Origin of the sequence: Scandinavium sp. NPDC088450 (genome assembly GCF_044900545.1) — a bacterium.
In the GTDB taxonomy this organism is placed as follows: Bacteria; Pseudomonadota; Gammaproteobacteria; order Enterobacterales; family Enterobacteriaceae; genus Scandinavium.
This window is the reverse complement of record NZ_JBJDNI010000020.1, coordinates 57,863-82,154: the sequence shown is the minus strand read 5'-3', so window position 1 is coordinate 82,154 and position 24,292 is coordinate 57,863. Positions and strand designations below refer to the sequence as shown.

Genomic DNA, 24,292 nt, shown 5'->3' with positions numbered 1-24,292 from the left:
TTTTATGACTTGCCTGAAGCTTAAGCTTTCGGCTGGTAGTTACGCAGCGCGTTGCGGCCCAGAACAATACCCGCACCGACCATACCGCCCAGCAACACAGCCAGGATCAGCGTAATAGCGCGTTTCGGGCTATCACGGTGAATAGGAAGAGTTGGCTTCATAACATAACGGTAAGCGTGAATATTAGAGGTTTTAAGCTCCTCTTTATTATCGCCAGATATCAGGTTATCGATATCAAACAAAGTCTGACGCGTCTGGTAGTAACTGTCCGGGAAGCTCAGTGGACGTGTAGATTCGTTTTTCACCATCGCCGACAACGCATCACTGCCCAGCATGAACAACGTATCCTGAGACACCTGATCAGCCTGCTGAATTTGCGGCAGTTTGATTTTTGACTGCTCGGCAATGGTCAGCGCCTGAGTAATCTGCGCGATACGCAATGCTTTCTGCTCAGTCGCAACTTTTTCCTGAGTGGTCAGCGACTGCTCAAGCGCATCTTTACGGGAATCGATGTTAGACTTCAGATCCCCGCCGACCGCTTTTGCCACACCTTCATCAACTTGCTGAATGTATTGTGCCAGGGTTTTCTGCGCTTCTTCAGCTGAAGGGCCTGTATAGGAAACACGCAGTGGCAGGTTTTGTCCTTTAACTGCCGTTTCAATGGTCAGTTTTTCAGGCTCTTCCTGGTTATCAAGAGATTCAGACAACGCAGAAAATGAGGAGTTAAAACGGGTGATAAAATCCTGCTGGATTGCACCGGTTGAGGGCGCACTGCCACCAAACAGAATGTTCATGGCGTTAGAATAGCTGGAAATTTGCCCAGAATCAGGCTGTGTGATCAGAGCCGTAGAGGTCCATTTCTCTTTGGCAACCAACAGATAGCCAGCTGCAAGAACGATAGCAACAACAACACAAACGATGATGGTGCCCTTCCCACGCCAGATCTGCATCATTAAATCTATCAGATCAATCTGCTCCGGATCGCTGTGGCGGCCGGCAAAACTCTTATTGTTATCCTGTGTCATACAAACCTTAACTGCGAAATGAAGAAAAGCCCACAAGGCTTGGTAGTGTACCGATGCCTCCAGGAATTTCTATAGGAATAATGCCCGAAGTCTTATCAATTTAACCAAAAATCTGGCTACCCTAATTGTAGATAACGATTATCTTTTTGCGTCATCTAACGGTATGATTTTGCTTTCAGATGTGCCAGAAGCGGTCTGGTGAATTTCTGGTCAGTTTTCGAGGATAAAAGATGAAATACCTGGTTACCGGCGCGGCCGGTTTTATCGGCTTCCATGTTAGCCAACGCTTGTTGCAGGCGGGCCATCAGGTGGTGGGGATTGATAATCTCAATGACTACTATGACGTTAGCCTGAAGCAGGCTCGACTGGATCTGCTCAGCTCACCAGAATTCAGCTTTCATAAAATTGATCTCGCAGACCGCGAAGCCATGGCAACTCTTTTTGCCAACGAAAAATTTGACCGAGTGATCCATCTGGCCGCACAAGCGGGCGTGCGTTACTCGCTGGAAAACCCACATGCTTATGCCGATGCCAACCTGATGGGTCACCTGAACGTGCTGGAAGGTTGCCGACACCATAAAGTTCAGCATCTTCTCTATGCCTCTTCCAGCTCCGTATATGGCCTGAACCGCAAGATGCCTTTCTCAACTGATGATTCAGTTGACCACCCGGTGTCTTTGTATGCGGCGACCAAAAAAGCCAACGAGCTGATGTCCCATACTTACTCACACCTTTACGGCTTGCCAACAACGGGGCTGCGCTTCTTTACCGTGTATGGCCCATGGGGTCGCCCGGACATGGCGCTGTTTAAGTTCACCAAAGCCATGCTCGAAGGCAAGAGCATCGATGTGTACAACTACGGCAAGATGAAGCGTGACTTCACCTATATCGATGATATTGCGGAAGCCATCATCCGCCTGCAGGACGTCATTCCTCAGCCTGATGCTAACTGGACGGTAGAAGAAGGTTCCCCGGCAACCAGTTCTGCACCTTACCGCGTGTATAACATCGGTAACAGCTCTCCTGTCGAGCTGATGGATTACATCACCGCGCTGGAAGAAGCACTGGGCATTGAGGCAGACAAAAACATGATGCCGATTCAGCCAGGTGATGTGCTGGAAACCAGTGCCGACACTAAAGCCCTGTTTGATGTTATCGGTTTTAAACCGGAAACCACCGTTAAAGATGGGGTGAAAAACTTCGTCGACTGGTATCGAGACTTTTACAAAGCATAAAAAATGGCCCTCATCGAGGGCCATTTTTCATTGTTCGTTTAGCTAATTAGTCATTACCAAACAAATCGCGGGTATACACTTTATCCGCCACGTCAGCCAGTTCTTCTGCCATGCGGTTTGAAATAATCACATCAGCTTCTTGCTTGAACGCTTCCAGGTCTCGAACTACGCGAGAGTGGAAGAACTCATCTTCCTGCATCACTGGTTCATAAATGATGACCTGCACGCCCTTCGCTTTGATACGCTTCATGATCCCCTGAATGGAAGAGGCGCGGAAGTTATCGGAGCCGCTCTTCATGATCAGGCGATACACGCCAACTACTTTTGGCTTGCGGGAAAGAATGGAATCTGCCACAAAATCTTTACGCGTACGGTTGGCGTCTACAATGGCCGAGATAATGTTGTTTGGCACAGACTGGTAGTTTGCCAGCAGCTGTTTGGTGTCTTTCGGCAGGCAGTAACCGCCATAACCGAATGATGGATTGTTGTAGTGGTTGCCGATACGCGGGTCGAGGCAAACACCTTCAATGATTTGACGGCTGTCCAGGCCTAAGCTTTCTGCATAGCTGTCCAGTTCGTTGAAGTACGCTACGCGCATCGCCAGATAGGTGTTGGCGAACAGTTTGATGGCTTCGGCTTCTGTGGAGTCGGTAAACAGCGTAGGAATATCTTTCTTGATAGCCCCTTCCTGTAGCAGCCCCGCAAAACGCTCCGCACGCTCGGAACGCTCGCCAATCACAATGCGTGATGGGTGCAGGTTATCGTAAAGTGCACGGCCCTCACGCAGGAACTCAGGCGAGAAAATCACGTTATCGATGCCCAACTCTTCCTTGATTGACTGAGTAAAGCCAACAGGAATGGTGGATTTGATAATCATCACCGCTTTCGGGTTGATAGCCACGACATCGCGGATTACCGCTTCAACGCTTGAGGTGTTGAAGTAGTTGGTCTTCGGGTCGTAATCCGTTGGCGTGGCGATAACCACATAATCAGCGTTGCGGTACGCATCTTCTTTATCGGTGGTCGCACGGAAGTTAAGCGTTTTGGTCGCCAGGTACTCTTCAATCTCTTTATCAACGATTGGCGATTTTTTCTGATTGAGCAGGTCCACTTTGGCCTGCACGATATCCAGCGCCACCACTTCGTGGTGCTGAGCAATCAAGATGCCGTTTGAAAGGCCAACGTAACCTGTACCGGAAATTGTAATTTTCATTAGTGCGCAACTTTTTCAGTTAACGGGCTGAGATGACCTTCTGGCCATCACGATAATTAATAGCTGTTGGCGTTTTACCTCTTACGTCGAGGGACTGTCAAGGCGAAGGCGGCGAATCCAGAGGATGTTGAGGCCATATTCAGACTACTTCGAACCGACGGACCATTTTTGGTTAAAAAAAAACCCGGAGACATGCTCCGGGCCTTGATGCGATATGGAAAACTTATTCCATCCACTCGGTGTGGAACACACCTTCTTTGTCAGTGCGCTTGTAAGTGTGAGCACCGAAGTAGTCACGCTGCGCCTGAATCAGGTTCGCTGGCAGAACCGCTGAACGGTAGCTGTCGTAGTAGGCAATCGCCGCTGCGAAGGTTGGCACTGGAATACCGTTCTGAACAGCGTAAGCCACTACGTCACGCAGCGCCTGCTGATAGTCATCGGCAATCTTCTTGAAGTACGGTGCCAGCAGCAGGTTCGCGATGTCTGCATTCTCAGCATACGCATCGGTGATTTTCTGCAGGAACTGAGCACGAATGATGCAGCCTGCGCGGAAGATCTTCGCGATTTCGCCGTAGTTCAGGTCCCAGTTGTACTCGTTGGACGCAGCACGCAGTTGAGAGAAGCCCTGAGCGTAAGATACGATCTTGCCCAGATACAGAGCACGACGCACTTTCTCAACGAATTCCGCTTTATCACCAGCCGGTTTAGCCTGCGGGCCGCTCAGCACTTTAGAGGCCGCAACGCGCTGGTCTTTCAGGGAGGAGATGTAACGTGCGAAGACAGACTCAGTGATCAGCGACAACGGCTCGCCGAGATCCAGTGAGCTCTGGCTGGTCCATTTACCGGTGCCTTTGTTCGCGGCTTCATCCAGAATCACATCAACAAGGTACGTGCCTTCTTCATCTTTCTTGGTGAAGATGTCTTTGGTGATGTCAATCAGGTAGCTGTTCAGCTCGCCGTTGTTCCACTCGGTGAACACCTGAGCCAGCTCTTCATTGGAAAGATTCAGGCCGCCTTTCAGCAGGGAGTACGCTTCAGCAATCAGCTGCATATCGCCGTACTCGATACCGTTGTGCACCATCTTCACATAGTGACCCGCACCGTCCGGACCGATATAGGTCACGCATGGCTCACCATCTTCTGCCACAGCAGCAATTTTGGTGAGGATTGGGGCAACCAGCTCGTAAGCGTGCTTCTGGCCACCAGGCATGATGGATGGGCCCTTCAGCGCGCCCTCTTCACCACCGGAAACACCGGTGCCGATGAAGTTGAAGCCTTCAGCAGACAGTTCACGGTTACGACGAACGGTGTCCGGGAAGTAGGAGTTACCGCCTTCGATGATGATGTCGCCTTTGTCCAGATAAGGCTTAAGAGATTCGATGGCTTTGTCCGTGCCCTCGCCCGCCTTCACCATTAACAGGATGCGGCGTGGTGTTTCCAGAGACTCGACGAACTCCTGCACCGTATAGAAAGGAGCCAGTTTCTTGCCAGGGTTCTCGGCAATCACTTCCTCAGTTTTTTCACGGGAGCGGTTGAAGATGGAGACGGTATAACCACGGCTTTCGATGTTGAGCGCCAGGTTGCGCCCCATCACTGCCATACCGACGACGCCGATCTGTTGCTTGGACATTACATACTCCTGTCAGGTGTGGTCACCGCGCAGGGTGCGCGCGGCTTGAAATGTGGTGAAGATGTTAACTCAGGTTGGGGACTAGAAGGTAGTAGATTATGATATGAGAATGAATGCTAATACCTTTCTATAAAAAACAAATTAAGAATTACAGTAGGACGTAAGCATTAACATAGCATTATCGTGTTTTTAAATATTCCGAAATTTCCACATTATTTCCCGTCGATTTAGTGTTAGTTATGCTACGAATCTTCTTACGTTGTTCTGAGTAAGAACAATGAGGAGATTTTAAAAAACACACAAAATCAGAATAGTTTAAAATTTTATGCCCCGGAGTGAAATCATTATAATCATAGCAGAACCCCACATTATTAATATATTCATCAATATCGTAGGGAATGAATCCAACCTTCTTATCTGCAATCAGGTAATCAATATATATACTTGAATAGTCAGTGATCAATGAGTCGAATGCAAAAAGAAAATCAGAAATTTCAGGTGCTTTATCAGAATTGAAAGATATTATATTCTCAAGTGCAGAAATATCATTCCTAATAGTAGATGGATAAAATGGATGGGAACGCGTAAAAATGTATATGTTATTATTTTTCAGAAATTCATTCAGCACATGTGCGTCGCAGTCAAAGGGGAAGAACTTTGTTGTCGAATAAGGACGCCATGTTGGAGCGTATAGTATAAAAGTACAATTAGTAGAAGCATTGGCAATTAAAGCTAACTCTTTCCTCGCAACCTCTTTTTCAAGTATAAAACAATCATTTCTCGGTTGCCCCATGAAAAGATAATTTGCAGTTTTACTTGCAAACGTTTTGACCATCGAGGGTTTCAAAAATTCGGAATAACATATGATATCAGTAAATTGTCTGGTGCGAATAATCCTGTTAATTTTTTTAATAAAACTGATATTTTCTTCGTTTAATCCGATCTTTTTGAGTGGAACTCCATGTCCAAGGTGAAGTACAACTCGATCAGGGTTTCTAAATAATGAATTTACTGGAAGCTCAAATGTCGAACTGATCCAATATTTGGCACGCAAACAAAAACAACCCCCCTTGGCATCAGCACTTGAAATAAACTTATTGTTTTTATAATATTCATTTAATGCAGTTCTTTTAACCTTATCATTAATTACAAAGAATATCTCATGATCTTTCCATTCTTCACAGTCGGATAAATATTCAAAAAGATATTTGCTATTAAAATTATAAGAGACATTATTTGTAGATGTAATGATAACACGTTTAGAGTTCAAACTTCTAAAACCTAATAAAAAGGCCCAAATCGAAGTTATAAGTAGAGTTATAGCTTCTTTAATATATTTCATGCTTGACCATGCCTAGTTGTACTTGAACGCAACATCATTAATAAGATGCACTTCCTTCTTTATTGTGCAATCCCCCGCAAACTTGGACAGACAAATAGAATATTTACCGCCCACTGTCTGCCAGTGTCGATTATGAATATCATATTCTGACAATAATCTAGGGTCTAATTCGAAGGATATGTTTTTTTCTTGCCCTGGACTAAGAGACACCTGTGCCCACGATATTAGACGAGCACTACCATCAGATGAGTATAGATAAATTTGCGGAGTATCAGTTCCCGCTACCAAACCTGAGTTTTTTATTTTGGCTGACAAAACATAATTTCGCTTTTGCAAATTTTCAACTTTGAAGTCGCTATAGATAAAATTAGTGTAAGACAAACCATAGCCAAATGGGTAAAGAACTTGAAGTCCTTTTTTCAAAAACCATTTATAACCCACATTTGCGCCTTCAATATTATAATTAATATCAAAAAATCCTTTTCGAGGCAAACTAGGGCTTGAAGTAGTAGTCGACCATTCTCTCATTACAGGATGGGGCAATTCGCTCTCATCCAGAGGAAATGATATTGGGAGTTTTCCAGATGGATTAGAAATACCGACCAAAATATTAGCAATAGCATTGCCACCATTAATTCCCGTATACCATGCTTCAATTATTGCCTTAACATTATTTTTCCAAGGCATTTTGACTGCACCACCCGTTTGTAGAAGCACTATGACATTGTTACTCATTGCAGATACACGATCAATCAGCTGATCTTGATTATTAGGTAAACCAAGAGATACATGATCTTTTGTCTCTCGACTCCATTGGTTTGCGACTACAATTATTGGCATATCATTTGAAGTTATTTCATTTTTTAATCTTTCAATGCTACTACCGTCATCAAATACAACTTCGGTGTTTGGTAGAACAGAAGTCAATCCGCTAATTATTGAATTTGGGTGATAGACCTCAACACCATCTTTTGTGCGAATCATTGAGCTTTCAGGTGGAATTACTTGACTAGCCCCTGCCCCAGAAAGAACCCCAAGATTTGCATTACCGCCAACCACCAATAACTTTCTAATATTTTTATTTAACGGCAAAGCATTATTATTTTTAAGAAGAACAATGCCCTTCTCTGCTATTCCTTGGGAGATAATTCTATTTTTAGCATAATCCGTTTCGGTCATGGAAGGTATTTTCAGAGCAACATTATGTTTGTTGAGTGTTTTGATAATTCTAGCAAACATATCATCTATACGATGTTCTGAGATGGCTCCAGCTCTAACAGCATCTGCCAACGGTTTGCCAAAATAATGTTGGCTATCATATTGATAGCCAGATTGCTGATCTAATCCAGCAAGCACAGCCTTAACAGTAGAATGAGTTCCTCCCCAATCAGACATAACCCACCCGGCATACTTCCAATCACCTTTTAAAACTGTATTGATCAAGAAATAATTTTCTGAGGAATAATCGCCATTAACTTTATTATAGGCAGTCATTACCGCCCCCGGCGCACCGATTTCGTTCGCAATTTCAAATGCTAACAAATCAGATTCCCGCGCATTTTTCTCGCTTATTATTGCATTAAGGACCACTCGGCCAGTTTCTTGCGAATTAAATGCAAAGTGTTTTAAGGTTGATACTACATGTTTAGTCTGAATACCTTTTACGAATGATCCCGCAATAATACCTGATAACAATGGATCTTCACTTGCATATTCAAAATTCCTACCATTCCTTGGTTCCCTTATAAGATTCACACCACCAGCTAAGACAATATTAAAACCTTTATCCTTTGCTTCACTGCCAAGAATCTTTCCGGCAGTCATTGCTAATTGACCTGAAAATGTTGATGCAACGAGCAGAGTAGATGGCAATGCGGTAGCATTGTCCCCTTTACGCAAATTGCCTGGGTTTGCGATGCCCATGCCAGAATCCACCTCTTGCAAAGGAGGTATATTGTAGCCAGGAAGACCCTTATTATAACCTGCAGACAAAAGTGCTCCATTTGGTTTCTGATGCCCGGAGATTGGAAATCCAAATGAAGTGCTCAATAGAGATATTTTATTATCAAGAGATATTTCAGTGCATAACACTCTCTTATCTATTATTAGGAACAATGTAACAAATGCTAATATAGCAATAAATATCGATCCCCAAATGACTCTCGCTTTTTTATTCATTAACGTCTTCCAGACCTCTTTGTTATTAAGTATCTGGTAGCAGATATTGATTGAATGGGATTGGATAAAATTTCAACCGAGAACCGAATAAAATCTTTGAATGAACATGTTTTTATACTCAATAACCAAAGTATTAATACCCAATTCATCTGATAACCAAGTGCGTTCAAATCAGGTTCAAGTTTGAAGTATGTTATCTTCAGACTATTATAAACGTTATTATAATAGTTTCCTCCACGACTTCTACTTATGCTATTGTCACTAGACTGATCATATATATATGTGGGAAACCTAATCAAATCACATTTTATACCCTTCAAAAAGAGGCGCCAAAAAAGCATAGCATCCCCCCATTTAAAGCTTTTAGTAAATCCTCCGGAATTTAAAAAATGTTCACGTTCAAATACATATGTTGGTTTACCAGGATAATTAAGAGGGTAACACATTACATAATCATAAACGTTTTTAGCATCGGCAAAATCTTTAGGTGAAAACAGTTCCTTCTTTGCACTACCTTTTTTTATCACAACACATTCCGAATAAAAGAAATTAAAACCTTCATTCTTTTTCACTGTAATATATTGCATCAATTCATTGCTATTTATTAGATAGTCATCACTATCAAGAAATATTATATAGTCACCTTTTGCGTTCTTTGCTCCGTAGTTTTTCGCATCAGCGGCCCCGCCATTATCTTTATAAAGATAGGTTATTGTAGAGCTAGTGATATAAGGTAATAGAACGCTCTTTGGATTATCAGTAGAACCATCATCAACAACGATAATCTCAACATCATTTAATTTCTTTAGGTGCGAAACACTATCAATAGCCCGTTCTACTAATTCTTTTCTGTTATACAATGTAATAATAATGCTGATTAACATAATTAATGATCCATATCAATTGCACGGTCAATTCTAAGATCGCCTTTAAACTCCGCAGGTATTAGATTTTCACTCTCAAGTATACTGTAGTACGGCATGAACACTGAAGTGTTTGATTCACTTCTGAAAATATTCATAAAGCTGAAAATAGAATAAAATACAATAACTAAATATGCTATTATTTTATTATACCCTCTATAGTGGTTAAATATGCAAAGGTATACAAACACATTAACAGCCACAAAGTATAATCTCAAACGATCATACAACACAGTGATTTCATAGAAGGCAAAGTAGACAATCATATAGAAGATAAAAATGCGAAGAAGAATTCTATTCTTTGTACTTCGTTCAGATTGATAAACCCTATAAATAGCCACAAACGTGACTATTTTCTCTAATAAACCAAAGCCAATTTCCCTGCTTCGCCCGAAACGATCACTATCAAGGTATGTCGTTATTTTATACCCAATATCATGAGGAAGAATTGGTGATATTATAGTAAAAACATTTTTTAACCAGTGAATTTCCAATAAATAAATAAATATCGCACCCAAGACAGTAATATATAATATTTTATTGGAAATGCTTTTTTTGTTCGCTATTAAAATAACAGGCAACAAAACAATTAAGGAAAAATGAAATAACGAACCAACCAGTATATAAATAATACATCTTGCTTTATTTTCAGACCAAATATTTGTCAGTGCTAAATATAGAAATGCTACTGCAATACCTTGTCTAATGACCGACATATTTAAAAACAAATAACATGTTGTAAAATACACAAATAGGAACAAAAGCTTGCTTTTCTCTTCCCTTATTGATTTGTGAATTAGCACAATGCAAACAAGTGAGACTAAAAATTGAAAGTAATAGAAATCTAATCCTATCATTTTAGAAAAAGACATCAACATTTTGAATCCGGGCTCAAAGTATATAGATTTATATACATCCCAATTTCCGAATAAGACATCTAATGATGGAATCAAATCGTAATAATAATGATAACCTTTGTAATCCCAACCAGTATCAAATCGTAGGCCGGCGAAACAAACAAGTATAGTGAGAGTTATAAAATATAAATAGTTATCTAAAGTAAGTGCAGCTGTATTTTTATTAGAGCTTAAATTGGATGCTGTGCATAAAAGAAAAAAGCTCAATAATATATAATAAATCATATCATCCCCATAATTGATATTTGCAGATCAACATGAAAAAATACATTTTTGCCTTCATGCTAATCGGTAAATAGGGAATTTGAGTCAAACAAATATTCTCTTTCTGCTCTCTTATTACAGATATAATTTCACGTTTATCATTCACCGTTGTTTTGCTTAGGTGCTTCAACGTTTGATACAAGAAAAACTCCATAAACAACCGTTTCCATAGCAAATTATTTTCATGAGAGTCAGGTATGATATCGCTTATACGTTTAATAGCATGCAGCCTGCTAAGCATATTTTTCGCAGTGTATATCTTTGTGGCAGAACTAATATTCTGATTATAATAATAATAACCAGAATCTATATTTATAACCTTAGGATTAACAATACTTAAGCTAACGTTAAAAAGAAAATCCTCAGCAATAACTAAATTTTGAAAACGAACTTCATTTTTATTTATAAATTCACGAAGGTATAATTTCCCCCATACATATTTCATAACCTTTGTTTTTAGGGCATAGGATAGGATATTCTCTGCCTGACATAGATTTGGAACATTCCATTTTATTTTTTTTCCACCATATACGTCAAACACACCATTAACAATAACTAATTCAGGAGGCTCATCACTTGTAAATATTTCATCATTCAGAAAATCGAAATATGAGGGGCTGATTTCGTCATCAGCATCAAGAAAAAATATCCATTTGCCTCTTGCTTCTTTTATTCCTGTATTTCTTGCACCTGCAACACCTAGATTAGGCTGAGTAACTAGTTTATATTTATGATCATGGCCGATCAATTGTTGAAGAATATCTATAGTGTTGTCGCTTGAGCCATCATTCACTATGATTATTTCGAAATTATGCAGTGTCAAACTATTCAGAGTTTTTATTAAATTAAAACAATGTTTAGACCCATTGAAGATCGGAACTATAATGCTTAAATTAATTTTCATTAGATTCATATCTTTTCATCAACAGTGTTAATATTTTTTTTGTGATATATCTAAACTCACTAGATATCGAAAATACGAAACTTACTGTTGCAAACACAGCAACACTGGCTATCGCAGTTTTCATTGCCCAGTCATAAAAGTGATCCGCTTTCGTCCAAAAAATTGGATAAAAGCAAATTATTGAAATGGAAATAATCGCAAGCATTAGAGGCTTGAATAATGAGATAAAGAAAGATAATATCGACTCATGGAAAATCTTCTTAAATAGATAAATCGGCTTAGCCAAGCATATAATTAGAATATTAGACAAAGCTGTTCCTATTATAACACCAATAAAGCCCATTTTATTTACCAATATAATTGACAAAGTGACATTTAATCCCCCCTCAATGATCGGGAGATAAATATCACTGAACTCACCTGAGGCATTTTTGATTATATCAATTCCTACTCTACTAATCAGAATAAACAAATTGAATAATAGTACATATAGCGTTGCTTTATCTAAAACATATTCATTGCCAATCCAAAGCCTCACGAAATCAGTTATAGTTAGAAATGTTAGTGCAGTTGCACATGTTGCCACATAGAAAAATAGAACCAAGATCTGATTCCACAATTCTTTTTTCTCAACGGAATTCTTATGAGATAGATAATTTCCGACGCTAGCAGTAACAGAGTTCCCCAAGATATTTACAAACATAGCTAATGCTTGGAATATCATCATGTAGCTAGAGTATATTGTCACTGATACCAAGTTTAGAAACTTAGAAATTATTAAATAGTCCGTATTGAAAACAAGCACACCACCGATTTTGTGAAAAAACACATTCTTTATTCTATTTCTTACTAATTTAAATTCTTCTTTCTCTTCACTTACTTTGATTAATTCAGCATCAAAAACATCATACTCGGCCTTCGCTTTTCTTATGAAAAGAAAATATTGAATTAATAAAAACACACTTTCACATAATATATAAATAAAGAAGTTTTTAAATATGACAATGACTACCAACTGCAGCAAAGTACATATTATTTTAGAGCCACCTTGAATGGTTCTAGCCGCATAATATTTTTGATCTGCGGTAAATAAAATTACGTAATGTGCAAATAGATATGAAATAGCAGTGTTTGATACATATATTAGCCAAAACACTAAAGAATATTGGATTTCGGATACAGCGGGTATTGTGTAATAAATTACAACACCTGAAACCATCCCAGAAAGCAATACAATTGCAGAAATGAATTTGTAAATTTTTGCAGCACTATGCAATATTTTTGCAATTACTGGTCGGTCGTTATTGCTTAATGGTTTATACAATAAACTTGCTGTCGCTGTACCAACTCCCATCTCAGCAATATTTATCATCCCAATAAGCTGAACAAATAGAAGCATTAGCCCTGTGACATCAGCCCCCATCGAGTCGATAAATATCTTTCTTGAAAAGAAACCTAACAACACAATTGATATTGTAATAAACAAATCAAATTTTATATTTTTCAGAGTCTTTTGGCTTCTCATACTCTCATCTGCTCTTAACAACCTCTATAATTTCCGTAGTTGAGATTGATGGGGTTCTAGGTAAATAAATAACTTCACAGTCATTTTTTACCCAATCAAAACGTCCAGCCCAATCATCCCCCATTACTAGTAGATCAGCATTGAATTTCTTGATATATTCTAGCTTTAGCTCTAAAGATTCCTCGAGAAATACTTCATCTACAAATTTTAAGGAACTTATAATTTTCAATCGATCACTTTCGTTATATATTGGATAGCGTTTCTTTTTGCTGAAATTCAAATCATCTGACGAAACCCCCACAATTAAATAATCACCTAACTCTGCAGCACGTTCGATAATATTTATATGCCCTACGTGAAAAACATCAAATGTACCAAATGTAATAACTTTCTTCATTTTTTCCTCAATTTCAGTTTCTAGTGAACTTATAAATAAAGCGTAATATAGATGTAGGTAATAATCGAGGGAACGATCTAACCAAGAATATTAACATTCCATACCCATAGTTTTGCAAATTAAGTTTTCTTTTCAATTTAAATAATTTAAATTCACTTTTGACATAATCGAATCCTTTACGTCGCCCAAGCATAGAATTTCCAGTTCTTGCCTTCACAAGTGTTTCATTCACATTATCAACTTTATAACCGGCTGCGATAATCCGTAACCAAAGATTATAATCCTCCATGTTTAAATGATGCTGATAGCCACCAACATTTTTGACCATACTCTTTTTGAAAGCAACTGTCATATGATTAAATGGACTTCTGAATAGTGCTTTCTCCTTAATTGTATCATACCCAATTGGCACTATTCTTTTACCTAGAATAAACTTCATTCCCTCATCATATTCATCTATATGCCCGCCAACCAGCATCAGTGAATTATCACTATCAAAGGCATTCAATTGAATTTTAAACCTGTCACTACAGCAGATATCATCTGTATCCATCCTAAAGACAATATCATTAGAGCAAATGTCTAATCCTTCATTGAGGGCTTTACCTAATCCAACATTTTCGCTCAGGCGCAAAATTTTAATCGGCAATATTAGAGCCCATTTGTCGACGACTTCATTTAGTTCTTGTCCAACTGGGCCATCAACAACCAATACAATTTCGTCAGCTTTTAATGACTGGTTTTGTATGCTTTCAAAGCATGCATCAAGATGCTCTGGTTTTTCCTTGAAATATAAGGAAAGTAATACTGAAAACTTCATACGCACTACAGCTCTCTTTTTTTAATACTGATGATAAATAGCCGCGTTAATAACTTATTTTAGTAAGAGAATGCTACCGCCCCAGGCTCAACAGCTACCAGTCCACTGCAAACTATCTGCGATGGTGTGAGCAAAATGCCCCCCAACCACTTAACATATTGGCAAAGCCAATATTGTGGTCTTAAACACATTTCAAAACAAGGGAAAATCCCAGTTTTGTGGTGTAAAAACAAACAACCAGCACATCTACAACTCGTTGATTATCAATAAAAAAAACGGCAGTGGCGTCATGAATGCGCGTTAATCGCTTCATAACCTCCCCTGCCGTTCAGTTTGGCATACTGCCTCCTGGGAATCAGCCTACCAATAATTTCTTGATGCTTTCTCTGAACTTAGCGCCTTCTTTCAGGTTACGCAGGCCGTACTGTACGAATGCCTGCATATAGCCCATTTTCTTACCGCAGTCGTAGCTGTCGCCAGTCATCAGCATGGCATCGACGGACTGTTTCTTCGCCAGTTCGGCGATAGCGTCAGTCAGTTGCACACGGCCCCAGGCACCTGGTTCGGTTTTTTCCAGTTCTGCCCAGACATCTGCGGAAAGCACATAGCGGCCCACGGCCATCAGGTCAGAATCCAGCGTCTGTGGCTGGTCTGGTTTTTCAACAAACTCAACAATGCGACTCACATTGCCTTCGTTGTCCAGCGGCTCTTTCGTTTTGATGATGGAGTATTCGCTCAGGTCGCCGTCCATATGCTTCGCGAGCACCTGGCTACGGCCTGTTTCACTGAAACGGGCTACCATTGCGGCAAGGTTGTAACGCAGCGGGTCGGCAGTGGCGTTATCCAGAATGATATCTGGCAGCACAACCACAAACGGGTTATCGCCAACAATTGGGCGAGCGCAAAGGATGGAATGACCCAAACCTAATGGCTGCGCCTGACGTACGTTCATGATGGTCACACCCGGCGGGCAGATAGACTGCACTTCGGCCAGCAGCTGACGCTTAACGCGTTGCTCAAGCAGTGACTCAAGTTCATAAGAGGTGTCGAAGTGGTTTTCCACCGCATTCTTGGACGCGTGGGTAACCAGGACGATTTCTTTGATCCCTGCAGCAACAATCTCGTCGACGATGTATTGGATCATCGGCTTGTCAACGATCGGCAGCATTTCTTTCGGAATAGCCTTGGTGGCAGGAAGCATATGCATCCCGAGGCCCGCTACCGGAATTACTGCTTTCAAATTAATCATTATCATGTCCACCTATGAATGGTTGAAGAATTATAGCCAGTCAGGACGTTTAATCCAGCACGTTTTTTTGATGATACCTGGCTAAATTTGATAAAACTTCAGGTTCAATCCGAGAGTTAGCAAGCTTTACCAGGAATCCTCGGATTTACCGCCCCGGCAGCCTAAAATTCAGCCCGCTAGCGTTAATGGTGTGCTGATCGACCCGGTCGATATCCACGGAGCGCACGCCGTTTTCATTAACGGCTTTGATGTTCGCGAGTGACAGCAAGGTGTCCTCTTTGGCCATAAATTTGCCCCGCACATCCTTGCGTAAATCAAAGTTCATCGACAGCGCCGGGCCACGGTCTGAATCCTGCATAACGTTGATATTACGCATGAAAAGGTGCTGCGGTTTGTTGTGCAGTTCCAGTGAGGCGCGCTTGATATCGAGGTTGGTGATGGAGACAAACGAAGGCGCATTGCCGGATGAAATCTGGATGCCACGCAGTTTGGACGGCATGTCCGTGTTGTCCAGCTTGATATTAGAGAGCGTGAAGTTCTGCGGTATCGAGAGGTAATTACCCTTAATCACGCCATAGCCAATCAGCATGCCGGCGCTATTGACCATCTCGACATTATCAATAATGAAATTATCACAGCCGTAAATTGCCACCGTCGCGTTATCGATTCCCGCCTGTTTACTGAACGCCGGGGTGATATTTTGCGCTTTTACATTACGAATGATGAAGTGTTTGCCATTTTCCACATGCACCAGCTGGCGGCAATTTTTGCCGGTGATGTTCGCCACAACAAAGTTTTTTACCGACTGGTCTTCCGGATAGCTGTTGTTATACGTGCTTCCTGCAAGCCCGATTCCGATACCCCAATTTATCTTGCCGTTGGTGCAGTTAATGGTGTCGAGCACATGATCAGAAATGAGAATGTTCTTATCATTAATGGCGACATTCCATTCAATTGCATCCCCCTGTAACTGGGTAAAATGGCCATTGGTGATTTTCACGCCATCAAACTGGTTATGAAATCCCTGTCTTAAAATGCCGTAGTTTGCTTTGGTGATGGTGATGTTATCGATAAGCAAGTTGCGCATTGTGCGGGTGTCTTTCCCGCCGATGAAAATCTGCGCTAACGGGCCATAGCCGCTCATCGTCACCCCTTCAATCGCGCAGTCTGATCCGCGCACATCCAGGCAGATATTATTGAGCTTGCCCTGATTGTTGCCGATGATTTTACAGCCATCCTGCAACGCAAAGCGCCCTCGCCCATTGCCGCTCAGCGCGCCTTCAATTTGCAGCGTTTTACCGGGTGGCATGATGATGCCGGTGTTGATGTTTTCACAGGTCACGCCTTGCGGAACGGTGACCACATCGCTGTCTTTGAAGGCATCGTTGAAGGCACGAATCCAGTCATTGTGCGTGTTGTAAGTCCTGATATCTGCCGCTTTAGAGCGCCCAACCGCAAAAGCGGCAGGGCTGTTAATGAGAGGGAGAGCAGCCAGCGCAGAGCTGGCCTGAAGGAAGTGTCGTCGAGAGAGGGGGTACTTTTTGGCAGTCATGCGACCTCTTTACAGCGTCTGCAACAGGCTCGCCAGTTGGCGGTTGATCACCTGCTGGTTAAAGGTGGTTTCCACTTTTTCGCGCGCCTTCGTGACCACAGGCTCCAGCTTTTGCTGTTCATAAGCGCTCAGGGCACTCAGGCGATTGGCTAACGCAGCCGCGTCGTTTTCAGGGACCAGCCAGCCAGATTCATCGGTTTCAATCAGCTCTGGAATGCCGCTGTGGAGGGTTGATACAACGGGAATGCCGACGGCCATTGCTTCCATCAGCGCCACCGGAATCCCTTCCATATCGCCGTCGGTACCAGTGACGGATGGCAGCAGGAACACATCAGCTTCATCGAGCATGGCTTTGACTTCATGGCTTGGCTTAAAGCCCGGCATCTCCACCACATCTTCGAGCTGATATTGCTCGATTAACGTTTTCAGACGGCGTTCCCACGGGCCGATGCCAAGAATACGATAGTGAAAATCAACGCCACGCTGTTTCAGCTGGCGGCAAGCTTCAATCGCCACGTGCAGCCCTTTTTTCTCGGTCAAGCGGGCGACAGAAATGATCTGCAGGGTTTTCCCCGGCTCTTTGGCGGCACGCAGAGCAAAGCGCTCCATGTTCACGCCCATACGCGACACCGCAATCTTCTCCGGCGGGCAGCCCATGGTTTGCAGGCGCTTCGCCCACAAATCGCTTATCGGCAGCATCAAATCGCCCCGACGGAACAGTTGTTGATACTCCGGCGTGTAATGCTGAAGTACTTCACGGCTGGAGATATCCACGCCGTGGAAGACTGTCGCAATTTTGCCGCGGATCACACCCAGTTCGCGCAGCTTAGCGGCGGTCACACCCGCCGGGCCAAAGTGGGCAATAAAAACATCTGCACTGATAGGATCAGGATTTTTCGCCGTGATAGACGAAAGAATAAGGTTGCGCGCCTCATTGCCATAACGACGCGGATCAAGCGAGCGCCAGGTGGCTGCACGATGCAACCCTTTCAGTGTGTTCGTCGCCCGGTAACGCAGCTTTGCCAGCTTGCCTTCCGGTTCATCCTGCAACCAGCGCGTTTTCTCCGCCAGGCCATAACGCCTGAACGCTTCATGGGTGTTGGTCATGTCGCCTTTCAGCAGCGAGACAATCTCCACCTCGTAACCCATCTCAATAAATGCCACTATCTGATTTAAAACAAATGTCTCTGACGACAGCGGAAATTTCAGCAGGAAGAATCCAATCTTCATTTCACCTCCTTGATGCGGTCGAGAACCGATTTCACCATTTGCAGGCCATTTTCACGTTCGGCTTTCACCGCCACGCGTAAGCGTTCGTTGATGGCAGGCAGTTGACCGAGCGTGTCTGCAACCATGGCACCCAGGCTTCCATCCAGTAAGTGTTTAATATCGATAGCCATTTCCGGCATACCGAGCTGCTGCATGATGCCCGCGGATTTGTGTTCGTAGTTAATGGCGATGGCTGGGGTGTCGAAGTTCATCGAGATAATCGCCGAATGCAGGCGCGTGCCGACAGTCAGGTCGCACGCACCTAGAATTTTGCCCATTTCAAGGTCATTGAGCTCATCCATCACCACGTGGTACTGGGAAGGGTCCTGAATGTGTTTATGCAGATTCAGCGCCACCATCCGGTCATCTTTGTTGTAGCTGTCGATGCCGGTACAGGTCGACAGTGCAATCACCTGATAACCCGCATCAATAATGCGATTCACCACACCCGCGAAGGCTTCTTCATAGGCCTGCTGCGTGGTGCCAAGGCGCTTATCGAACGGAGCCAGTTCGCGCAGGGTGATAGCCACACTTTTCTTTTGGCCGATGGTTTTCAGCCAGTGTTCGACGGCATAGCTCGCCGTAAAATCGTCGTTGTGGTGCTCGACCAGCCAGGCGGTATCTACGCCCTGCTCTACTTTCGCCGTGGTGATGTCGCTGCGCTTCATCAGGTTCAGGCTCACCGACTCACGCAGGATCAGCGCATCACACTGCGCAAACACATGGTTTGCCAACTGGTTAAACTGCTCGTTCTGGAATGGCCCCACGCTGTGCCCAATCATGTACAACGGCTTTTTCGCCATGAAGGTACAAAGCGCGTGCTCAAACTGCGGCGCACCGTACAAATCCACAAAGAACGAGCCGCCAACCTGGATGATGGCGTCGTAATTGCTGAGCAAACGCACGAAATCGGTGAAGCCCTGAGCGATACGGATATTGCGCAGTTTGCCCGTGTCAGTCACGCGGGAAAGCAGCACCTGATGCTGATAGCGACGACGCAGGATTTTTTTCACCCGGCCCATCACCCCGGCAGCATTGTTATGCTGTTTCATCTGCGCATACAGCGGGTCACCCATCACCGGGCGGTTCAGCAGCCAGGATGAACTCACCGGATAGCGGCTCATCACGTCCACTTCAGCATCCGGGTTCAGGGTGTTGATGGCATCAAGCAGGCCGCGCAAAATGGCACTGTCGCCGCGATTACCACAGGTGTGATTGCCTAGAATCAGTAATTTCATGTATGACCTCTAAATCGGGGTTCTTAATTCATCGGGAGCAGCCTGATGCCCTCTCCCCGGCCCTCCCCCACAAGGGGAGGGAGAAAAACAAATACCCTCAGCCTGTCTTTCTCCCCTCGCCCTAAGGGAGAGGGGTTGGAGGAGAGGGGAATCTTTTAACCAGCCCGCAATAACACTTTCATTTTTTCACTGCGGCACAGCTGTCGTTTCATCTCCACCACCAGCGGGTGGCGTGACATCACAATCATCAGCGCGAAGGCCAGTGCGCCAGCGGCAACCTGCACAGCCAGCAACAGCGGTAAGGGCATCGCATTTTTCAGCACCACGCCCAAGCCGTAACTCACCGCCAGTGTCGGCAGCGACAGGTAAAACGGCAGCCACAGGCTCAGCATGTATTCGCGATAGCTGGAGCCCAGCACCGGTTTAATCATCACGAAGTAGCTCAGCACGGTGTTGATGATTTGCACCAGCAAGAAGCCCAGCGTCACGCCCAGCGCGCCAGCCAGGTGGCCGCCCGCGATAATCGCCGGAATGAACAAAAAGGTTTTAAAGACGTTGAATTTGAAGCTGATATCGACGCGAGCTTTGGCCATTAACAGCGAGCCAATCGGATTGCCGACGGAACGCAGCAGCCCTACCACGCACAGCAATTGCAGCACGGGTACAATGCTGACCCACTTCTCGCCAAACACCAGCGGCACCATGTTGTTGCTGACCACCATCAGGCCGAGCAGCACCGGGAAGTTGATGATCCCCACCACCGACAGCAGCTTGTAGAAGTTCACGCGAAGCTTCGCGGTATCATCCTGAATCTTGGCAAACGCCGGAAACAGCACGCGGGTGATAATCGGATTGAGCTTCATCGGCGGCACCACCGCCACGTTGTAAGCCAGGTTGTAGCCCCCGGCGACGCTCGCGCCAAGAATACGCGCCAGCACCAGCGTCGACAGGTTAGTGTTCACATAGTTGATGATGCTGTCTGCCGTCAGCCACGCGCCAAAGCGCAGATTCGAGGAGACAGAAGCCAGTGAAAAATGCAGGCCCGGGCGGTAAATCTTGCGACCAAACCAACCGAAAAGCAGCGTGCGCACAGCGCTGTTCACCAGATAACCCAAAATGGCGGTCATCGCCAACGGCCAGAAATGGGCGCTGATCACCGTGAAGGTAAACCCGGCCAGCACGGCAGAAGTTTCAATCATGCCAATCTTGTTGAATTCCAGCTCTTTTTGCATCAGTGCGCGGAACTGCTGCCCATGCGGGATAACCACAAACGCGAACGACAGCGTGCGCATCAACGGCGCCAGATCCGGGTTATGCAGCACACTGGCAATCACCCCGCTCAGGGAAAAGACCAGCGCGAACACCACGATCCCTAAACCGACGTTCAGCCAGTACAGCGTGGTGAGCTCAAGGTGGCTTATCTCTTTACGCTGAATGATGGAGTTGGCGATACCGAAATCCGACAGCGTATCCGCCAGGGCGATAATCACCAGCGATACGGTCAGCAGGCCGAACTGGTGATTGTCGATAATGCGAGCCAGCACGGTCATCTGCACCAGGCCCAGACCGATAATCACCACGGTCGCCATCGCGGACCATTTGGCCCCGCTAATGGTTTTTTCTCTCAGGCTCATCTCGCTACCTCAGTACGCCGCTTTGTTGACAAAGCCTTTGAACACCGTCAGGAACACGATGCGAATATCGAACCACAGGCTCCATTCACGGATGTATTCCAGGTCGAACTCCACACGCTTTTCCATCTTCTCAAGCGTGTCGGTTTCGCCGCGCCAGCCGTTGATTTGCGCCCAGCCGGTAATGCCCGGTTTCACCTTGTGGCGCAGCATGTAACCTTCGATTAACTGACGATATTGCTCGTTGTGCGCCACGGCATGAGGGCGAGGCCCAACAATAGACATGCCGCCCGTCAGCACATTGATAAACTGCGGTAATTCGTCCAGAGAAGTGCGGCGCAGGAAGCTGCCGACAGGCGTCACGCGCGGGTCGTTTTGCGTCGCCTGCGTCACCACCGCATCATTTTCCATCACCTTCATGGAGCGGAACTTCCACACTTTGATAGGTTTGCCGTCCATACCGTAACGGGTCTGACGGAAGATAATCGGCCCCGGCGAAGTGAACTTCACCGCCAGTGAGATGCACAGCAGCACCGGCGAAATCAGCAGCAAAATGAGCGACGAAAGCACGATATCTTCCAGACGCTTAATCACCCGATTCAGCCCGGAAAGCGGCGTGTCATACAAAGGCACTACCGGCACACCGTTCACTTCATCAATGCGTGAATGCAGAATGTTAAAGGTGAATACATCCGGAATGAGGATCACCGAGCAGGTGGTGTCCGCCAGGTCACGCACCAGGTCTTTGATTCGCACTTCGTCCTGCATCGACAGCGCGATGTAGACGTTATGAATTTTGCCGCCGCGCGCATCTTCCAGCAGTTGCTCATAGTTACCCGCCCAGTCTGCCGTCACGCCGCCCGGTTTAGCATCGTGATAGCTGCCGATAACCTCAAACCCCAGCCACGGCTGGTTGCGGAAACTGTCGAGCAACGACTGCCCGGCAGGCATGTCGCCCGCGACCGCCACGGTGCGAACGTTGTAACCGCGGTGGCGTAACCAGCCCACGCCGAAACGGATAAACGTCCGGCAGCCAATCATTCCGCAGGTGCTTAACACATACCAGCCGAGCCACAGAGAGACGCTGTTGTTGAAGTCATCGTTAAAAGCCAGTACGCCGGCGGTGAAAATCAGCGCCAGGGTCCAGTTTTGCAGCAGCAGTAAGAGTTCCGTCGCAATACGCACGCCGCGCCAGGAGCGGTAAAAGTCAGTCATCCCGCCGATCATCTGAAACACCACCAGGGTTATCAGAACCATCAGTTGATGCGTGTAGGAAAAAGGTAATCCCGCCCCTTTGCAGACAACCCACAAGGCACTCACCATGATGGTGATGTCAGAGAATCGCTGCACCATTGAAATTAACGATGCATTCGTTTTGGCTCGCTCGCGCTTTCTTAGAGTCGTCATCGTTGTTCCTGTTGTTAATGTTTTTCCCCTCACCGGGTGAGCAGCCTGATGCCCTCTCCCCCAGCCCCTCTCCCACAGGGCGAGGGGAGTCACCCGAGCAGCGTGTTACTGATTCAGCAGCGCCAGAATGTCCCTGGTCCGCGCTTCCATCAGCGAGGTATCGCCACGAGACTCGACATTCAGACGCACCACAGGCTCGGTGTTGGAAGAACGCAAATTGAAGCGCCAGTCCTCAAACGCGAGGCTGATGCCGTCGGTGCGGTCGATCTCCAGCGCCTGCTGAGCGAAGTGCTGCTCGACGCGGGCAATCGCCGCCGCTGGCTCTGCCAGTTTGCTGTTGATTTCGCCGCTCGCCGGGAAAGCCAGCATGCGATCACGCACCAGCTCGCCGAGCGTTTTGCCTTTCAGGCACAGCAGTTCGGCCACCAGCAGCCATGGGATCATGCCGCTGTCGCAGTAGGCGAAGTCGCGGAAATAGTGATGAGCGCTCATTTCACCACCGTAAATGGCGTCTTCCTGGCGCATACGTTCTTTGATAAACGCGTGGCCCGTTTTCGACATCACTGGCGTGCCGCCTGCCGCTTCCACCACATCAACGGTGTTCCAGGAGAGGCGCGGGTCGTGAATGATGCGTTCGCCCGGCGCTTTCTCAAGGAACGCTTCCGCCAGCAGGCCGACAATGTAGTAGCCCTCAATAAACTGCCCGGTTTCGTCGAACAGGAAGCAGCGGTCGAAGTCGCCGTCAAAGGCGATCCCCATATCCGCCCCATGTTCAATCACCGCATTGCGGGTATCGTCACGGCACTCTGGCAGCAGCGGGTTTGGAATACCATTCGGGAAGTTACCGTCTGGCGTGTTGTGCACTTTAATGAACGTTACCGGCACGTTCAGGGCTTTGAAGCGAGCCTCCAGCGCATCGACAACCGGGCCAGCCGCGCCATTACCGGAGTTGATAACCAACTTCAGCGGCTTGAGGTTGTTGGTGTCGATGTAGCCCAGCAGGTGATCGATGTACGCTTTACGCAAATCGATTTTCTGGTAGCTGCCGCGTTTTTTGGTGTCCACTGGCGGGAAGTCATTCGCTTCTGCCAGACGCTGCACATCACGCAGGCCAGTATCGCCGCTGATCGGGCGAGCGCCTTCGCGCACCAGTTTCATGCCGTTGTAATCCATCGGGTTGTGGCTGGCGGTCACTTCAATGCCGCCGTCCACGCCGAGGTTAAACGTAGCGAAGTAAATCTCTTCGGTGCCGGAAAGCCCGATATCCAGCACGTCTACGCCCGCATCACGCAGCCCTTTTGCCAGCGCCATCTTCAGGCTTTCGCTGGTCAGGCGGACATCGCCGCCGAGCACGATGGTTTTGGGTTTCAGGAACTCGCCATAGGCGCGACCAATGCGGGTCGCAATCTCTTCATTCAGCTCTTCACCGAGCTTGCCGCGAATGTCATAGGCTTTAAAACAGGTTAGTTTGGTCATGTTTTTACCCTTTTCAGGCAACAGTCAGCCGTGACCCAAATGGGCCAAAATTGTTTTTTCAGGAATTGCCCGGTGGCGCTGGTGCTTACCGGACCTA

The 24,292-nt window shown here is 45.5% G+C and carries 19 protein-coding genes; 1 reads left to right on the top strand and 18 read right to left on the bottom strand.

Translation table 11 applies throughout. From position 1 onward, the window contains the following. Positions 1 to 20: 20 nt before the first annotated feature. Positions 21 to 1,025, bottom strand: coding sequence for an LPS O-antigen chain length determinant protein WzzB (wzzB, locus tag ACI2I2_RS17050; RefSeq protein ID WP_404658966.1), 1,005 nt, complete (start codon positions 1,023 to 1,025; stop codon positions 21 to 23). Between the two features lie 230 nt (positions 1,026 to 1,255). On the opposite strand from wzzB, the gene ACI2I2_RS17045 reads away from it, so the two are divergent. Further along, positions 1,256 to 2,260 carry an NAD-dependent epimerase gene (locus ACI2I2_RS17045; protein WP_404658965.1) on the top strand — a complete coding sequence of 335 codons (1,005 nt, stop codon included), beginning with the start codon at positions 1,256 to 1,258 and terminating at the stop codon, positions 2,258 to 2,260. A gap of 46 nt (positions 2,261 to 2,306) precedes the next feature. On the opposite strand, the gene ugd is transcribed toward ACI2I2_RS17045, so the two are convergent. The 17 genes from ugd to cpsG all read right to left on the bottom strand — a co-directional run bounded on the left by ugd (position 2,307) and on the right by cpsG (position 24,195). Beyond that, entirely contained in the window at positions 2,307 to 3,473 is a 1,167-nt protein-coding gene (gene ugd / locus ACI2I2_RS17040; RefSeq protein WP_404658964.1) for a UDP-glucose 6-dehydrogenase, read from the bottom strand. A gap of 223 nt (positions 3,474 to 3,696) precedes the next feature. Then, on the bottom strand, positions 3,697 to 5,103 hold the full coding sequence (gndA, locus tag ACI2I2_RS17035) for an NADP-dependent phosphogluconate dehydrogenase (RefSeq protein WP_404658963.1): 1,407 nt from the start codon (positions 5,101 to 5,103) through the stop codon (positions 3,697 to 3,699). 178 nt (positions 5,104 to 5,281) lie between these two features. Beyond that, complete coding sequence (locus ACI2I2_RS17030) at positions 5,282 to 6,445, bottom strand: CDP-glycerol glycerophosphotransferase family protein (RefSeq protein ID WP_404658962.1); 1,164 nt, start codon at positions 6,443 to 6,445, stop codon at positions 5,282 to 5,284. A gap of 12 nt (positions 6,446 to 6,457) precedes the next feature. Further along, the gene (locus ACI2I2_RS17025; RefSeq protein WP_404658961.1) at positions 6,458 to 8,623 is read right to left on the bottom strand and encodes a glycoside hydrolase family 3 C-terminal domain-containing protein; all 2,166 of its coding nucleotides are present in this window, start codon (positions 8,621 to 8,623) and stop codon (positions 6,458 to 6,460) included. Then, the gene (locus ACI2I2_RS17020; protein WP_404658960.1) at positions 8,623 to 9,507 is read right to left on the bottom strand and encodes a glycosyltransferase family 2 protein; all 885 of its coding nucleotides are present in this window, start codon (positions 9,505 to 9,507) and stop codon (positions 8,623 to 8,625) included. The genes ACI2I2_RS17025 and ACI2I2_RS17020 overlap by 1 nt, the downstream gene beginning before the upstream one ends. A 2-nt stretch (positions 9,508 to 9,509) precedes the next feature. Continuing rightward, positions 9,510 to 10,688 (bottom strand): EpsG family protein, encoded by a 1,179-nt coding sequence (locus tag ACI2I2_RS17015; RefSeq protein WP_404658959.1) that lies wholly within the window; start codon positions 10,686 to 10,688, stop codon positions 9,510 to 9,512. Position 10,689: 1 nt separating this feature from the next. Then, positions 10,690 to 11,631, bottom strand: a complete 942-nt coding sequence (locus tag ACI2I2_RS17010) for a glycosyltransferase family 2 protein (RefSeq protein WP_404658958.1) — start codon at positions 11,629 to 11,631, stop codon at positions 10,690 to 10,692. Beyond that, entirely contained in the window at positions 11,621 to 13,156 is a 1,536-nt protein-coding gene (locus ACI2I2_RS17005) for a lipopolysaccharide biosynthesis protein (protein ID WP_404658957.1), read from the bottom strand. The genes ACI2I2_RS17010 and ACI2I2_RS17005 overlap by 11 nt, the downstream gene beginning before the upstream one ends. A gap of 4 nt (positions 13,157 to 13,160) precedes the next feature. Next, positions 13,161 to 13,553, bottom strand: a complete 393-nt coding sequence (locus ACI2I2_RS17000; protein WP_404658956.1) for an adenylyltransferase/cytidyltransferase family protein — start codon at positions 13,551 to 13,553, stop codon at positions 13,161 to 13,163. A 13-nt stretch (positions 13,554 to 13,566) separates the two neighbouring features. Further along, a complete protein-coding gene (locus ACI2I2_RS16995; protein WP_404658982.1) occupies positions 13,567 to 14,373 on the bottom strand; it encodes a glycosyltransferase in 807 nt (268 codons plus the stop codon). 355 nt (positions 14,374 to 14,728) lie between these two features. Next, positions 14,729 to 15,622 carry a GalU regulator GalF gene (gene galF / locus ACI2I2_RS16990; protein ID WP_404658955.1) on the bottom strand — a complete coding sequence of 298 codons (894 nt, stop codon included), beginning with the start codon at positions 15,620 to 15,622 and terminating at the stop codon, positions 14,729 to 14,731. Between the two features lie 145 nt (positions 15,623 to 15,767). Then, positions 15,768 to 17,174, bottom strand: coding sequence for a colanic acid biosynthesis protein WcaM (gene wcaM / locus ACI2I2_RS16985; RefSeq protein WP_404658954.1), 1,407 nt, complete (start codon positions 17,172 to 17,174; stop codon positions 15,768 to 15,770). 9 nt (positions 17,175 to 17,183) lie between these two features. After that, on the bottom strand, positions 17,184 to 18,404 hold the full coding sequence (wcaL, locus tag ACI2I2_RS16980) for a colanic acid biosynthesis glycosyltransferase WcaL (RefSeq protein WP_404658953.1): 1,221 nt from the start codon (positions 18,402 to 18,404) through the stop codon (positions 17,184 to 17,186). Further along, a complete protein-coding gene (gene wcaK, locus ACI2I2_RS16975) occupies positions 18,401 to 19,681 on the bottom strand; it encodes a colanic acid biosynthesis pyruvyl transferase WcaK (RefSeq protein ID WP_404658952.1) in 1,281 nt (426 codons plus the stop codon). The genes wcaL and wcaK overlap by 4 nt, the downstream gene beginning before the upstream one ends. A 155-nt stretch (positions 19,682 to 19,836) precedes the next feature. Then, complete coding sequence (wzxC, locus tag ACI2I2_RS16970) at positions 19,837 to 21,315, bottom strand: colanic acid undecaprenyl disphosphate flippase WzxC (RefSeq protein ID WP_404658951.1); 1,479 nt, start codon at positions 21,313 to 21,315, stop codon at positions 19,837 to 19,839. 9 nt (positions 21,316 to 21,324) lie between these two features. After that, a complete protein-coding gene (wcaJ, locus tag ACI2I2_RS16965; RefSeq protein WP_404658950.1) occupies positions 21,325 to 22,719 on the bottom strand; it encodes an undecaprenyl-phosphate glucose phosphotransferase in 1,395 nt (464 codons plus the stop codon). A 105-nt stretch (positions 22,720 to 22,824) separates the two neighbouring features. Next, positions 22,825 to 24,195 (bottom strand): colanic acid biosynthesis phosphomannomutase CpsG, encoded by a 1,371-nt coding sequence (cpsG, locus tag ACI2I2_RS16960; protein WP_404658949.1) that lies wholly within the window; start codon positions 24,193 to 24,195, stop codon positions 22,825 to 22,827. Positions 24,196 to 24,292 lie beyond the last annotated feature (97 nt).

Excerpts from the sequence above, each read along its gene's own strand:
- wzzB (WP_404658966.1), bottom strand. The coding sequence starts at position 1,025 with ATGACACAGGATAACAATAAGAGTTTTGCCGGCCGCCACAGCGATCCG.
- ACI2I2_RS17045 (WP_404658965.1), top strand. The coding sequence starts at position 1,256 with ATGAAATACCTGGTTACCGGCGCGGCCGGTTTTATCGGCTTCCATGTT.
- ugd (WP_404658964.1), bottom strand. The coding sequence starts at position 3,473 with ATGAAAATTACAATTTCCGGTACAGGTTACGTTGGCCTTTCAAACGGC.
- gndA (WP_404658963.1), bottom strand. The coding sequence starts at position 5,103 with ATGTCCAAGCAACAGATCGGCGTCGTCGGTATGGCAGTGATGGGGCGC.
- ACI2I2_RS17030 (WP_404658962.1), bottom strand. The coding sequence starts at position 6,445 with ATGAAATATATTAAAGAAGCTATAACTCTACTTATAACTTCGATTTGG.
- ACI2I2_RS17025 (WP_404658961.1), bottom strand. The coding sequence starts at position 8,623 with ATGAATAAAAAAGCGAGAGTCATTTGGGGATCGATATTTATTGCTATA.
- ACI2I2_RS17020 (WP_404658960.1), bottom strand. The coding sequence starts at position 9,507 with ATGTTAATCAGCATTATTATTACATTGTATAACAGAAAAGAATTAGTA.
- ACI2I2_RS17015 (WP_404658959.1), bottom strand. The coding sequence starts at position 10,688 with ATGATTTATTATATATTATTGAGCTTTTTTCTTTTATGCACAGCATCC.
- ACI2I2_RS17010 (WP_404658958.1), bottom strand. The coding sequence starts at position 11,631 with ATGAAAATTAATTTAAGCATTATAGTTCCGATCTTCAATGGGTCTAAA.
- ACI2I2_RS17005 (WP_404658957.1), bottom strand. The coding sequence starts at position 13,156 with ATGAGAAGCCAAAAGACTCTGAAAAATATAAAATTTGATTTGTTTATT.
- ACI2I2_RS17000 (WP_404658956.1), bottom strand. The coding sequence starts at position 13,553 with ATGAAGAAAGTTATTACATTTGGTACATTTGATGTTTTTCACGTAGGG.
- ACI2I2_RS16995 (WP_404658982.1), bottom strand. The coding sequence starts at position 14,373 with ATGAAGTTTTCAGTATTACTTTCCTTATATTTCAAGGAAAAACCAGAG.
- galF (WP_404658955.1), bottom strand. The coding sequence starts at position 15,622 with ATGATTAATTTGAAAGCAGTAATTCCGGTAGCGGGCCTCGGGATGCAT.
- wcaM (WP_404658954.1), bottom strand. The coding sequence starts at position 17,174 with ATGACTGCCAAAAAGTACCCCCTCTCTCGACGACACTTCCTTCAGGCC.
- wcaL (WP_404658953.1), bottom strand. The coding sequence starts at position 18,404 with ATGAAGATTGGATTCTTCCTGCTGAAATTTCCGCTGTCGTCAGAGACA.
- wcaK (WP_404658952.1), bottom strand. The coding sequence starts at position 19,681 with ATGAAATTACTGATTCTAGGCAATCACACCTGTGGTAATCGCGGCGAC.
- wzxC (WP_404658951.1), bottom strand. The coding sequence starts at position 21,315 with ATGAGCCTGAGAGAAAAAACCATTAGCGGGGCCAAATGGTCCGCGATG.
- wcaJ (WP_404658950.1), bottom strand. The coding sequence starts at position 22,719 with ATGACGACTCTAAGAAAGCGCGAGCGAGCCAAAACGAATGCATCGTTA.
- cpsG (WP_404658949.1), bottom strand. The coding sequence starts at position 24,195 with ATGACCAAACTAACCTGTTTTAAAGCCTATGACATTCGCGGCAAGCTC.